This window comes from Roseobacter sp. SK209-2-6, from assembly GCF_000169455.1.
Taxonomy (GTDB): Bacteria; Pseudomonadota; Alphaproteobacteria; order Rhodobacterales; family Rhodobacteraceae; genus Pseudophaeobacter.
The window spans coordinates 550,818-563,768 of record NZ_AAYC01000001.1 but is presented as its reverse complement, the minus strand read 5'-3'; the positions used below and the strand labels follow the sequence as shown (position 1 = coordinate 563,768).

The window sequence follows — 12,951 nt, the reverse complement described above, 5'->3', positions numbered from 1 at the left end:
TGGCTAAAGCACGGCAGGAATGCAGCAGGGCTGGCGCGATTTCTGGCCAATCGCCTCCTGCCCGCGCTCTGCCCCCTCAATTCCGCTCTAGTCCTGCGAGGGCCAGTTTCCGGCCGACCGGATCCTGCTAGAGCTTTCGTCCACCATAGGAAGGTTGATAAAGCACCAGGCAGGGGCCGTGGCTGCTGAAAGGAGGCGGCTCTGCCCTGCCTTCAGCATGTCTCCGCGATAGATCCGTGCCGCCGGAGAAAGCCGCGCGGCGATCCGGTCGCCGGGTCGTGCGATCACGCCCACCGGCACCCTCTCCATGATATCCTGCCAGTCCTTCCAGCGATGGAAATGCGCGAGATTGTCCGCACCCATCAACCAGGTAAAGCGCACCTCCGGGTAGCGATGGGTCAAAGCGGCAAGTGTTTCTGCCGTGTAGCGCGTGCCCAATTGCAGTTCAGCATCACTGATGCGCACTCTGGGGTGCTGCATGATCTCTTGCGCCGCCTTGATGCGACGGGTCATTTTGGCCGGGGCATGGCCCTTTAGCGGGTTACCGGGCGAGATCATCCACCAGATCTGGTCCAGATCAAAACGCTGCAGCGCTGCTTTGGTGATCGCCACATGCCCCTGGTGCGGCGGATCAAAGGATCCCCCCAATAGCCCCACGCGGAGGCCTCGTGGAATATTTGGCAAATGGCACGTCATAGGAGCCTTGATGCACATAAACCCGCAGAGAGTTCAATCACCTGTCGCGCAAGGCCCTGGACCTTATCAGACCAAGCGGAGCCCCCCTGCCCTATGGAGGAGTTCACGTCGCTTCCCGCGTTGCCGCAAAGTGTAGACGGGCGGAGCCCATCGCAACCAGAAGTTCGATTCAAAGCGCAACATTGGCAGCATTTCCCATGGGACGTGCCACGCAGTGGCCCGGCCCGCGCCTGACCTTCCCCCCGTGGAGTTCACACTGGTTCCCGCAGGGACAAACAGTCCGGGCGACTGTTTGAAGTGTAGACGGGCGGAGCCCCTCGCTAGCGCAGGCTGCTTTGGAAGGTGACGGTTGCGGGCTTGCCCCTGGGCCGCCAGGCCCGCGCCTGACCTTCCCCCGGGGAAGGCGCATTCGCGCCCTCCCAAGGTCAGGTGAGGACCTTATGCTCGTGGGAGCTAGCAGCAGAAAAAGGAAAGGCGGCCAGATGGCCGCCTTAATTGGGTCACCGCACAAACTTCTTGTGCTTCAGGCGCTTGGGCTCCAGCGCGTCGGCACCGAGGCGGCGCTTCTTGTCTTCCTCGTAGTCCTCAAAGTTGCCTTCGAACCATTCCACATGGGCGTCGCCTTCAAAGGCCAGCATGTGGGTACAGATCCGGTCGAGGAAGAAACGGTCGTGGGAGATCACAACGGCGCAGCCGGCAAAATCCACCAGTGCGTCTTCCAGCGCACGCAGGGTCTCGACGTCCAAGTCGTTGGTCGGTTCGTCGAGCAGCAGCACATTGCCGCCCTCTTTCAAGAGGCGCGCCATGTGGACACGGTTGCGCTCACCACCCGATAGCAGGTTCAGCGGCTTTTGCTGGTCGCCGCCCTTAAAGTTGAACGAGGAGCAATAGGCCCGGGAGTTCACCTGCGCGTCACCCAGTTCGATAATCTCGGCGCCGCCTGAAATTGCCTCCCAGACGGTGTCTTTGTCGTTCAGATCATCGCGAGACTGATCCACATAGGAGAGCTTGACGGTATCGCCATATTCCACACTGCCCTCATCGGGCTGTTCCTGACCGGTCAGCATCTTGAACAGGGTGGATTTACCGGCGCCGTTCGGGCCGATCACACCGACGATGCCACCCGGTGGCAGTGAGAATTCCAGGTTTTCAATGAGCTGCTTGTCGCCAAAGTGCTTGGACAGGCCGCTGACCTCGATCACCTTGGAGCCCAGACGCGGACCATTGGGGATAACGATCTGGGCGCGACCGACTTTTTCGCGTTCGGACTGGCCAGCCATCTCGTTATAGGCAGCGATACGGGCCTTGGATTTGGCCTGACGGGCTTTCTGGCCCTGACGCATCCATTCCAGCTCGCGCTCCAGCGTCTTTTGCTTGGATTTGTCTTCGCGGGCTTCCTGCTCCAGGCGCTTGGCTTTCTGCTCCAGCCAGGCAGAATAGTTGCCCTCATAGGGAATGCCACGGCCGCGGTCGAGTTCCAGGATCCAGCCGGTGATGTCATCCAGGAAGTAACGGTCGTGGGTGACGCAGAGGATGGTGCCCTTGTAGTCGATCAGGTGCTGCTGCAGCCAGGCGATTGTTTCTGCATCGAGGTGGTTGGTCGGCTCATCGAGCAGCAGCATGTCGGGTGCTTCGAGCAGCAGTTTGCACAGCGCTACACGGCGACGCTCACCACCTGAGAGGTCCTTGATCGGCGCATCATCCGGCGGGCAACGCAGCGCCTCCATCGAGACATCGACCTGGCTGTCCAGATCCCAGAGGTTCTCAGCATCGATGGCGTCCTGAAGGGTGGTCATCTCCTCCATCAGCTCATCAGTGTAGTTCTCGGCCATCTCCACCGCGATCTGGTTGAAACGATCGACCTTGGCTTTCTTTTCCGCCACGCCCAGCATGACGTTTTCGCGCACAGAGAGGCTCTCATCCAGCTGCGGCTCCTGTGGCAAGTAGCCAACCTTGGCGCCCTCGGCAGCCCAGGCCTCACCGGTGAAGTCCTTATCCAGACCGGCCATGATTTTCATCAGGGTGGATTTACCGGCTCCGTTGACGCCAACCACACCGATCTTCACGCCGGGCAGAAAGGAGAGGTGGATGTTTTCAAAGCACTTCTTGCCACCGGGGTAGGTCTTGGAGACACCCTGCATGTGGTAGACATATTGATAGGCGGCCATGTGACTGCTCCATGATGGGGGAATTCGCTGGCGGGAGTGATAGCGGATGGGCGACGACGGGGCAATGTCACGTTGCCCACGAGATATGGAAATTGATAGCGAACCGCGCTGTTTCAGCGCGTCGCCCATTGTGCTCGAACCAATGGCGCATCAAAGAACGGCTTCAGCACCGTCTCCGCCGCGCGCCGCTTTGTTGACTTGACCGTCAGCGGCGCTCCCGACAGCGAGTTATACGACGGATGGCATTGGCAACGCGAATTGGGTGGCCTAATCTCGGAGCTCTCAGCGGTTCGCGCCTATGTCCAGGACCTCCTGAAGGATGGGCCGACAACGAAGCAGCTTGGCTCGTTAGAAAGCGCAATTGCCGAAGACCCTGGCGTGGACGGTTGACTGATGCTGATCGGTTTCACCACGAAAACCGGGCACTCATACGTGGGTCGGCAAGCGATCGAAAGCGTTGTCTCTCAGCGCGTTCCCTCCGAAGATTGGCAGGTGCCTACAATATCGTTCCCGTTGTAGCGACCGAGTTGTGTCGAAAGCTCCTGGCGATGACGGCCAGAGGAGGCTAGGATTCTCTTGTCGCCCGCTGTCTCAATCTCATAGACCAGATCCGAGACGAGTACGGTGCTCCAGAATCGGAGCCACGCCATCCAGATCTTGCATCGGGGCACCGTTGGCCAATCTTGAAGCCCGATGCCGGGGACGGGAATGCCAAGTGCTGTGTAGCGGTTGAGCACGGCGATGCGGACCTGGATTTCCGCGACCTGCCGATTGAAGCCCCTCGCCATGAGGCTCTGCCCCATCAGTTTCACGCAATGCATCTTCGTTTCGACACGGCTTCGGCGGTGCTATACGCTCCATTGTCGCCACAGGGCACTGCCCAGGTATCGCGAAGCATTGATCGCTGCGTTTCTGGCGATGGTCCCGGCGCTCGTGGGCTTCCACGGCTTGGCATTTTTCGGGGCGGGATGACGGCATGAGCGCCACGGGCGGCAATCGCGTCGTGGCATTTGAGGGTATCATAGGCACCATCGGCTGTGACTGAGCCAATGTTCTGATCGGGCGGGACTTGGTTCAGCAACTCGGGCAGCATGGGAGCATCGCCAACCTTGCTGATAGTAACCTCAACAGCTCGAACCTCCAGTGTTTCCTCGTCGATCCCTATCTGTATCTTGCGCCATATCCGGCGTTTCGGCCCGCCATGCTTGCGGGCGTTCCACTCACCTTCACTCTCGGCCTTGATGCCGGTGCTGTCGATGAGCAGGTTCAGCGGGCCCGTGCCGCCGCGATACGGAAGGCTCACGTTCAGCGTTCTCTGGCGGCGGCACAGGGTGCTGTAGTCTGGCACGGCCCAGTCCAACGGCCCAGTCCAGCTTGGCCAACCGCAAAAGGCTCTCCACGAAGCCGGTCGTTTGTCGCAATGGCATACCGAACAGCACTTGCCTGGATCGCAGCGTCGCTGAACTGGCACTGGCGCCCACGCTTGCCGCTCGGCGGCGGCACCCAGACCATCTCCGGGTCAAACCAGATCGACAACGATCCGCGTTGCTTCAACGCAGTCTTACTCTCTTCAAATCAAATATCTTACAACACTTCGGTAGCTTGTTGGGATCACCATAGGCCCCAAGGTGTTCGATGCCAAGATTGTTAGTTGTGCTGTCACGCCCCGAAATACACCACGGCAGTCCTGCATTCTCTGCTGTCGAAATGCCAAGTGGATTCCAACCAATGACCGCAATGGCGAGTTGCCCCGCAGCGTTCTAAAATCCTGGTGCTTGGCGGCGACGGACCGTTTCACTAAATGCAACCGTCAGAACGGAAATAATGGCCAAACACCTGATCGGTCTTGCTTCACTCCTAGAAAGGTATTTGCCACCGCCCGATAGGGGCGATGGCAAATCTTTAGTGGTCAGAATTGCAACTTAAGTTGGTCAAATTGCAAACTGTTGTTGGTTTTCACAACAACACCCAAAGACCTATGCTGCTACCCGCACTTCGAATGGCCGCAGCTGCGGCAGGTCATGCAACCTTCGACCATTTGCAGATCATACTGGCCGCAGCTTGGGCAGGGTTTCCCCCGAGGCGCGTTGAGGTTCACCACTTCAGCCTGCGGATCGGACTTCAGCCCCATGCCCTCGCCTTCCAGGAAGCCGGTCTTGACCATATGGGTCTCGATCACTCCGCCAATCGCCGCCAGGATCGAAGGGATATATTTCCCCTGCACCCAGGCACCGCCGCGCGGGTCAAACACAGCTTTCAGCTCTTCCACCACAAAAGAAACATCACCGCCGCGACGGAACACCGCTGAGATCATCCGGGTCAGCGCCAAAGTCCAGGCATAATGCTCCATATTCTTGGAGTTGATGAAGACCTCAAACGGGCGGCGGTGGCCGTTGATGATGATGTCATTGATGGTGAGGTAGATCGCGTGCTCGCTGTCTGGCCACTTCAGCTTGTAGGTATGGCCTTCCAGGCTCTGCGGGCGATCCAGCGGTTCGGACATATAGACGACCTCGGCGCCATTGGCATCCGAACCACTGTCATGTGGAGCCTGTGCGGTTTCACCAGGGGCGGTGTCAGCGTTCTCACTTACGGTCAGAACCGAGCCAGTCACATCATTTGGACGGTAGGTCGTGCAGCCTTTGCAGCCCTGATCCCAGGCCTGCATGTAGACATCTTTGAAATCGTCAAAGGAGATGTCTTCCGGGCAGTTGATGGTCTTGGAGATCGAAGAGTCGATCCATTTCTGCGCCGCCGCCTGCATTTTGACGTGGGCTGCAGGCGAGAGTGTCTGGGCGTTGACAAAGAAACCGGGCAGCTTGGCATCGGCGCCGAACTTCTCACGGTACATCTGCACCGCATAGTCGACCACTTCCTCCTCGGTGCGGCTGCCGTCCTTCTGCAGTACCTTGCGGGTATAGGCATAGGCAAAGACCGGTTCGATCCCCGAAGACACGTTCCCTGCATACAAGGAAATGGTGCCGGTGGGCGCGATGGAAGTCAGCAGCGCGTTGCGAATACCATGGGTGCGGATCGCTTCGCGCACGTCTTCATCCATGTTCAGCATGTTGCCTGAGGCCAGATAGGCATCGGCATCAAACAGGGGGAAAGCGCCTTTCTCCTTGGCCAATTCCACCGAAGCCAGATAGGCGGCGCGGGCGATACCGTGCAACCACTCATCGGTCTGACGCGCCGCTTCGTCGGAGCCATATTCCAGGCCCAGCATCAAAAGCGCATCCGCCAGACCCGTCACACCCAGGCCAATCCGGCGTTTGTTCTGGGCTTCCTGGGCCTGCGCCTCCAGCGGAAACTTGGAGACATCAACAACATTGTCCATCATCCGAACGGCAGTTGCGACCAGTTCCTGCATCGCTTCCTGGTTCAATCCGGCGTTCTTCTCAAAGGGATTGGACACAAGCCGCGCCATGTTGATCGAACCAAGGAGGCAAGCGCCATAGGGCGGTAGGGGCTGCTCACCGCAGGGGTTTGTGGCGCAGATATCTTCCACGTAGCTTAGGTTATTGGCTTTGTTGATACGATCAATGAAGATCACACCCGGCTCAGCAAAATCATAGGTCGCCTGCATGATCTTGTTCCAAAGATCACGGGCTTCAACAGTGTGATAAACCTTGCCGCCGAACTGCAGCTCCCAAGAGCCATCCGCCTTCACCGCTTCCATAAAGTCATCTGTGACCAGCACCGACATGTTGAACATGCGCAACCGCGCCGGATCGGATTTGGCGGTAATGAACTGCTCAATGTCCGGGTGATCACATCGCATGGTCGCCATCATCGCGCCGCGACGGCTGCCCGCCGACATGATGGTACGGCACATAGCATCCCAGACATCCATAAAGGAAAGAGGTCCAGAGGCATCCGCCGCTACGCCCTTCACATCTGCCCCGCGTGGGCGAATGGTGGAGAAGTCATAGCCGATGCCGCCGCCCTGCTGCATGGTCAACGCCGCTTCCTTGAGCATGTCAAAGATACCGCCCATGCTGTCTGGGACAGTGCCCATGACAAAGCAATTGAACAGGGTCACCTGGCGTGCGGTGCCTGCACCTGCTGTAATCCGACCTGCTGGCAGATATTTAAAATCTTCCAGAGCCTCATAGAATTTACCTTCCCAGGCCTCCGGATCTTGCTCTGCGCGGGCAAGGTCGCGGGCAATCCGACGCCAGCTGTCTTCGACAGTGACATCAATCGGCGTCCCATCCGCCTGTTTGAAGCGGTATTTCATATCCCAGATCTGTTCGGCGATGGGGGCAGCAAAACGGCTCATTTGGCGAATCCTTTGAGTCCTGTGGCGTCGAGAGTGGCGGCCTCGATACTACAGGCTTATGGAATTTCTCAACGCGTAAAATCGCGAATCCTTGAGAAATTATTACCAGCAAGGCACAAGATATTGCTGGAAAAACCCCACCTGCCACTATATGGACACTGCACAGGGGGCGACTCTGTGGATATCTTGTGGGCAAAACCGGTCTCAGATCCCTTTGATAAGCTACGACGGTCTAGTTGCACCCAACCACACCGGTGTTTCCTCCATGAAACGTGATTGCCTTAGTGAGATTTGAACCTCCCGAACCCCAAAGCCATGCTGACTTTGCAGCTCAAACTGCGATATGGTGGTGCGGTTCTAGACGACACTCTTGGGGGAACTGTGCAGAAATATACCAATTTGGTGAAGCTCTCGGTTGGAACAGAGAGCGTCGAAGGGCTGATAGCCTGGCAAGAGATGCGGCGCGCGGAACTGCCTGAAGCATTGCCGCGGCATGTGACGCGCATGTGGCCAAAGCGAGAAGATGAAATCCTGCAGGGCGGTTCGATCTTCTGGGTCATCAAAGGGTTGATCCAATGCCGTCAAAGAGTGTTGAGACTCGACGAAGTCATAGGCGAGGATGGCATTCGCCGTTGTGCCATCATTTTGGATCCGGAAATTCACCGCACGACTACCGCCCCCAAACGCCCCTTTCAAGGCTGGCGCTACCTCAAACCGGAAGATAGCCCCCCGGATCTGACGCCAGGTCGCGAACAAGAGGATGCTTTGCCAGAGGAGCTTTCCCAAGCGTTAGCGGACATTGGCGTCCTCTAGCCATCATCACTTTCGGCGCATCAGCGCCGGACTTTGTCCGGCGCTCGGCCCAACGGGAGGAGCAACCCAAAGGGGTCGACGACGGGCGGGAGCCTCCCCGTCACGTGTCTCTCTGGGTGCATTTGAATGATAGCGGAAGCTCTCCCGCCCCTTCACGGAGCATCATAGATGCTCAGCCAGGGTTGGGCCGGGCCCGCGCTGACGCGCGGGCGCTCAGCTTCCCAGGAGATCGAGGAGCTGCTTCAGAGCCGCTTTCTCTGCGTCACTGTATTTTGCGACGCGACTACGCCAGAGGGTGGCCTGGGATCTCAGCACCAAGCCGTCACTCAACAGCTTTAGGTGATTGGCGCGTAGCGTCTCCCCGGTTGAGGTTATATCGGCGACGATTTCGGCGGTTTCATTCTTAACCGTGCCCTCCGTCGCTCCCTGGCTGTCCACCAGCTGATAATCCGCAACTCCGGCATTGGTCAGGAACTCCCGCACCAACCGGTGGTATTTGGTCGCAATGCGCAGACGGTGCCCATGGCCCTGCCGGAAAGAGGCGGCCACCGCATCGAGATCATCCAGCAAATCCACATCGACCCAGCACTGCGGCACAGCCAAAATAAGATCCGCATGACCAAAGCCCAAGGGGCGCAACTCTTCCAGCTGCTGCTCCCAAAGCGGCAACTTCTCCTGGATCAGATCTGTGCCGGTCACCCCCAGATGGATCCGCCCAGCAGCCAGTTCACGCGGCACTTCACCGGCAGAGAGCAGCACCAGCTCCATGCCCTCGACGCCCTCGATGGCACCGGCATATTCCCGATCCGAGCCGGTGCGTGACAGGGTCACACCGCGTTTGGCGAACCAGTCAAAGGTCTTTTCCATCAAGCGCCCTTTGGAGGGCACCCCAAGTTTGAGGCTCATGACTGGCCCTCCTCGAGTTCCAGCATTAGATCCGGACGCAACACACCTCCGACCGCAGGGATTTCAGCTCCCTGCCCCAATTGACGGGTCAGGGCGTCATAGCGGCCACCACTGGCAATCGGCGGCAGGTCCGGGCGCGCTTCAGCATAGAAGCCAAAGACAAAGCCATCGTAATATTCCATCGAGGTGCGCCCGTAAGAGGCCTCAAAATCGAGGTTATCGATGTCGATACCACGAGCTTTCAGCGCTGCCGCGCGGGCGTCGAGCCGATCCAGCGCGGGGTTGATCTGTGGCAGATCCACCGCGATATCGCGCAGCTGCTCCGTGGCAAAAGGCAGGGTTTCGCGCACCATCATCAAGGCTTCCAGCGCCAAAAGCTCATGCTCGGCAATTGGAGGCGCCTTGGCATCCTCACGCAGAAGATCCACGCGGGCTTGGATCTCATGGGCACGGCGTTTGCCGACCTCAACAGCGGATCCTGTCAGAGTTCCTTCGGTTTCCAACAGCTTGCGACGGCTTTCTGGTGGTGGAGTACGTCCGGCAAATCGATCCAGCAGGGCGCGAAACCGGCGCGGGCGCCAGATGTGGCGCATCAGGGCCGCTTTGCGCACTTCAGTTGTCTCCAGCCCCTGAACCGCAGCCATGAGGATCCCGATATCCCCTGTTGCAGCCCGCAGTGGCAAGCCCCTTAGCTGCAGCGCAAAGAGCGCAAAAACCTCTGCATCCGCACCCGCGGAATCGCTGCGGTCAAAAACCTCATAACCCACCTGCAAATACTCGCTGGCACGCTCCGGGTCCTGTTCTTGTCGACGAAAAACTTCGCCTGCATAGGTATAACGGGCGGGCTCGGCACCGTGGCGCATATGCATCTCAACCACGGGCACGGTGAAATCCGGGCGCAGCATCTGCTCACCCCGTACCGCATCAGAGGTCACATAGGCGCGCGCGCGGATATCCTCACCATAGAGGTCCAGCAGGGTGCCCGCAGGCTGCAGGTAGGGCGGATCCACCACCTGGGCGCCTGCGGCTTCAAAGTTCATCCGGATCCGGGTGGCCCGGGCCAGGGTCATGGAGCGGTCACTCATCGGGTTCGTCCTGGCTGGCAAGGATCTCACGCACTTTGGCGATCAGGTCACCACGGGGCACTTCAAACTGGCTAGGGCGTTCTTTCCATTCTTCCAGTGTTGCGCTCTCGGCGATCTTGGCGCCCAGGATCAGATCCTTGATCTGGATGACGCCCTTCTCTTTCTCGTCGCCCCCCTCGATTACCGCAATCGGAGAGTTCCGTTTATCTGCGTATTTCAGCTGATTGCCGAAATTCTTTGGATTGCCGAGGTAAACCTCCGCCCGGATGCCTGCATTGCGAAGCTCTGCTACCATGCTCTGGTAGTCCGCCATACGCGCCCGGTCCATGACCGTCACCACAACGGGGCCCTTTGGGGTCGCATCGAGACGACCCTTCTCGCGCAGGGCGGCCAGCAGACGGTCCACACCAATCGACAGGCCAACAGCCGGAACTTCCTGACCGGTGAAACGCTTGACCAGACCGTCATAGCGACCGCCGCCAGCAACCGACCCGAACTGACGTTTGCGGCCCTTTTCGTCAAAGATCTCAAAGGTCAGCTCGGCCTCGAACACCGGGCCGGTGTAATAGCCAAGTCCGCGCACGATGGAGGGGTCGATCAGGATCTGGTCCTGACCGTAGCCGCCTGCGGCAAGCAATTCACCGATCTGCTCCAGCTCGCCGATGCCTTCGAGGCCGGTCTTGCTGTCGCCGACAGCGGCGCGCAGGTTCTGCATGGTGCCCGCAACATCATCTGCCCGCGAGGTCAAGAAAGCGAGAACCGGATCTGCCTGCGCATCGCCCAGGCCGACGCCATCGATATAGGCGCCGGATGCATCCAGTCGGCCCTTGGTGAGCAGCTCGCGCACGCCCGCTTCGCCGACCTTGTCGAACTTATCGATGGTGCGCAGAACGTCATCGCGCTTGGGGTCATCTTCGGCCAGGCCCATGGCTTCGAGAATGCCGTTCAGAACCTTGCGGTTATTGACCCGCACCAGATAATCGCCGCGCGGAATGCCGACGCGCTCCAGCGTGTCGCTGAGCATCATGCAGATCTCCGCATCCGCTGCCATTGAAGCCGTGCCGACGGTATCAGCATCACACTGGTAGAACTGGCGGAACCGGCCCGGCCCCGGCTTTTCGTTGCGCCAGACCGGCCCCATGGCATAGCGCCGATAGGGGCTGGGCAGCTCGTTGCGGTGCTGGGCATAGACCCGCGCCAGAGGGGCCGTCAGGTCATAGCGCAGCGCCATCCAGTCACCCGGCTTGCCTTCGGGGTCGTGCTCATCCGCTTCCTGCCAGGCAAAGACGCCTGCATTGGGGCGATCGACATCGGGCAGGAACTTGCCCAGCGCCTCAACGGTTTCCACCGCAGAGCTTTCCAGCGCCTCGAACCCGTAATGATGATAAACACCCGCGATGGTGCGCAGCATTTCGGAACGCTGGGTCACCTCTTCGCCGAAATAGTCACGAAATCCTTTGGGCGTTATCGCCTTTGGACGGGGCTGTTTCTTGATCTTGGCCATCAAAAGGCCTCCTCACGGGTGGGTTTTGGTCATTCACTCGCCGCGCGGTCTAGCCCAAGCCGCCCTCATGAGCAAGGCGACAGAAGAGCTGGCGGCACCCGGGGCCTACCCGGATGCGGCGCTGCCTAATCCGTAATCATGACAGGAGAATGATAGGGCGAAGGATAGGTGAATGGGATATCAGATGCGGCTGAAATCGCCCGAGCGACCCAATCCATCCGCAAAACGTTTCGCCCCGGCACGCCCCTCTGCGATAAAAGTCTTGGCAGATCTCCATTCCCGTCTCAGCGCTGCGGAGAGCTCCATGGATGGCATACGTGCCGAGAGGTGATCTGCCCGCAGGCACCCCTGCGGGAAGCGCGTCAACTCATGCGCAATGGCCTGGGCCATTTCCAGCGCCTCTCCCGAAGGGCATAAACGGTCGGCAAAGCCGATCCGATAGGCCTCCTCTGCAGGCAGGCTACGCCCGGTCAGGATCAGATCATTGGCACGGCCCTGCCCCAGGATCTGCGGCAAACGCACGGTTCCGCCATCGATCAGAGGCACGCCCCAGCGGCGGCAATAGACACCGGCCAGTGCATCTTCGGCCATCACGCGCATGTCGCACCAGGCGGCAAGCTCCATGCCGCCCGCCACTGCCGGTCCTTCAATGGCTGCGATAACTGGCTTTGACAGCATCAGGCGCGTCGGCCCCATTGGACCCGGACGTGGATCCGTTACCGGGTCGCGCCAATCCGCTTCAATCTCAAGCCCGGCAAGCCACTCATCCGAGGCGCCGGAGCCCGCCGACTTCAGATCAAACCCCGAGCAGAAAAAGCCCCCTTCCCCGGTCAGGACCGCCGCTTGGGCCTCTTTGTTTGCTTCAAAACACAGGAAAGCCGCATAAAGCGCCTTGGCCGTGACAGGATCCACCGCATTGCGCCTGGCGGGGCGGCAGATGGTGATGGTGGTCACCCCATCCGCCGTCTCCTGCCGCACAAGCGTATCGTCTGACTGTCCCTTCTCGATCAAATCGCCCATTGCTTCCCTCCTCAGTGGTGGTTGTGCCTGGGCCGGGGCATGGAACGCCCAAGAACGCCCGTTTTCCCAACACTGACGCGCAGGCCCATGGACGGGCAAGGCTTCCGGGCTTATGACGTTGCGCAGCCCAAGGAGAATGTGATGCTAGAGCTGGAAGAAAAGATCGCCCATCTGACCAAAACCGTGGATGAGCTGAGCGATGTGGTCGCCGAGCAGCAAAAGGAGATCACCAGCCTGGCCACCTGGGTGCAGAAACTGGTTCAGCGCGAGGCAGAGCGTGACCAGGCCGGGGGCGGTGGTCATGTCTATTCGGATGAGCGCCCACCGCATTACTAGAGCCACCTGGGTAAACCTACCCCTGCACTCTGTTGTGAGCGCAGCTCTGCCGCCAATTCCCCGGCTCGCCCTCTGGTCGTAATACGGCCAAACCCCTTGCGATGATCACATCAGGCTGCTAGACGCGCCCAACCGGTCGCA

Annotated in this window: 11 protein-coding genes and 1 pseudogene; 3 read left to right on the top strand and 9 right to left on the bottom strand. The window is 59.4% G+C overall.

Annotation, left to right across the window (positions count from 1 at the left end; translation table 11 throughout):
* Window positions 1–87: 87 nt before the first annotated feature.
* Both RSK20926_RS02800 and ettA read right to left on the bottom strand, forming a co-directional pair.
* A complete protein-coding gene (locus RSK20926_RS02800) occupies window positions 88–696 on the bottom strand; it encodes a nicotinate-nucleotide adenylyltransferase (RefSeq protein ID WP_050773025.1) in 609 nt (202 codons plus the stop codon).
* 500 nt (window positions 697–1,196) lie between these two features.
* Window positions 1,197–2,864 (bottom strand): energy-dependent translational throttle protein EttA, encoded by a 1,668-nt coding sequence (gene ettA / locus RSK20926_RS02795; protein WP_008204247.1) that lies wholly within the window; start codon window positions 2,862–2,864, stop codon window positions 1,197–1,199.
* A gap of 198 nt (window positions 2,865–3,062) precedes the next feature.
* Here ettA and RSK20926_RS22975 point away from each other — a divergent pair, with 198 nt between their 5' ends.
* A complete protein-coding gene (locus RSK20926_RS22975) occupies window positions 3,063–3,254 on the top strand; it encodes a hypothetical protein (RefSeq protein ID WP_008204246.1) in 192 nt (63 codons plus the stop codon).
* A 418-nt stretch (window positions 3,255–3,672) separates the two neighbouring features.
* On the opposite strand, the gene RSK20926_RS23460 is transcribed toward RSK20926_RS22975, so the two are convergent.
* The 3 genes and pseudogenes from RSK20926_RS23460 to RSK20926_RS02775 all read right to left on the bottom strand — a co-directional run bounded on the left by RSK20926_RS23460 (window position 3,673) and on the right by RSK20926_RS02775 (window position 7,146).
* The gene (locus tag RSK20926_RS23460) at window positions 3,673–4,167 is read right to left on the bottom strand and encodes a transposase (protein ID WP_442852513.1); all 495 of its coding nucleotides are present in this window, start codon (window positions 4,165–4,167) and stop codon (window positions 3,673–3,675) included.
* Window positions 4,091–4,376, bottom strand: a pseudogene (locus RSK20926_RS23455) (transposase). The gene RSK20926_RS23460 and the pseudogene RSK20926_RS23455 overlap by 77 nt, the downstream one beginning before the upstream one ends.
* 472 nt (window positions 4,377–4,848) lie before the next feature.
* A complete protein-coding gene (locus RSK20926_RS02775) occupies window positions 4,849–7,146 on the bottom strand; it encodes an adenosylcobalamin-dependent ribonucleoside-diphosphate reductase (RefSeq protein ID WP_008204242.1) in 2,298 nt (765 codons plus the stop codon).
* 381 nt (window positions 7,147–7,527) lie between these two features.
* Between RSK20926_RS02775 and RSK20926_RS02770 the strand changes: the two genes are divergently transcribed.
* Complete coding sequence (locus RSK20926_RS02770) at window positions 7,528–7,959, top strand: DUF1489 family protein (RefSeq protein WP_037253586.1); 432 nt, start codon at window positions 7,528–7,530, stop codon at window positions 7,957–7,959.
* A 213-nt stretch (window positions 7,960–8,172) separates the two neighbouring features.
* Here RSK20926_RS02770 and hisG read toward each other — a convergent pair whose 3' ends face one another.
* The 4 genes from hisG to RSK20926_RS02750 all read right to left on the bottom strand — a co-directional run bounded on the left by hisG (window position 8,173) and on the right by RSK20926_RS02750 (window position 12,474).
* Entirely contained in the window at window positions 8,173–8,865 is a 693-nt protein-coding gene (gene hisG, locus RSK20926_RS02765; protein ID WP_008204240.1) for an ATP phosphoribosyltransferase, read from the bottom strand.
* The gene (locus tag RSK20926_RS02760; protein ID WP_008204239.1) at window positions 8,862–9,950 is read right to left on the bottom strand and encodes an ATP phosphoribosyltransferase regulatory subunit; all 1,089 of its coding nucleotides are present in this window, start codon (window positions 9,948–9,950) and stop codon (window positions 8,862–8,864) included. The genes hisG and RSK20926_RS02760 overlap by 4 nt, the downstream gene beginning before the upstream one ends.
* Window positions 9,943–11,454 (bottom strand): histidine--tRNA ligase, encoded by a 1,512-nt coding sequence (gene hisS / locus RSK20926_RS02755; RefSeq protein ID WP_008204238.1) that lies wholly within the window; start codon window positions 11,452–11,454, stop codon window positions 9,943–9,945. The genes RSK20926_RS02760 and hisS overlap by 8 nt, the downstream gene beginning before the upstream one ends.
* 180 nt (window positions 11,455–11,634) lie before the next feature.
* Complete coding sequence (locus tag RSK20926_RS02750) at window positions 11,635–12,474, bottom strand: crotonase/enoyl-CoA hydratase family protein (protein WP_008204236.1); 840 nt, start codon at window positions 12,472–12,474, stop codon at window positions 11,635–11,637.
* An 87-nt stretch (window positions 12,475–12,561) separates the two neighbouring features.
* Between RSK20926_RS02750 and RSK20926_RS02745 the strand changes: the two genes are divergently transcribed.
* The gene (locus tag RSK20926_RS02745) at window positions 12,562–12,810 is read left to right on the top strand and encodes a SlyX family protein (protein ID WP_008204235.1); all 249 of its coding nucleotides are present in this window, start codon (window positions 12,562–12,564) and stop codon (window positions 12,808–12,810) included.
* Window positions 12,811–12,951: the final 141 nt, after the last annotated feature.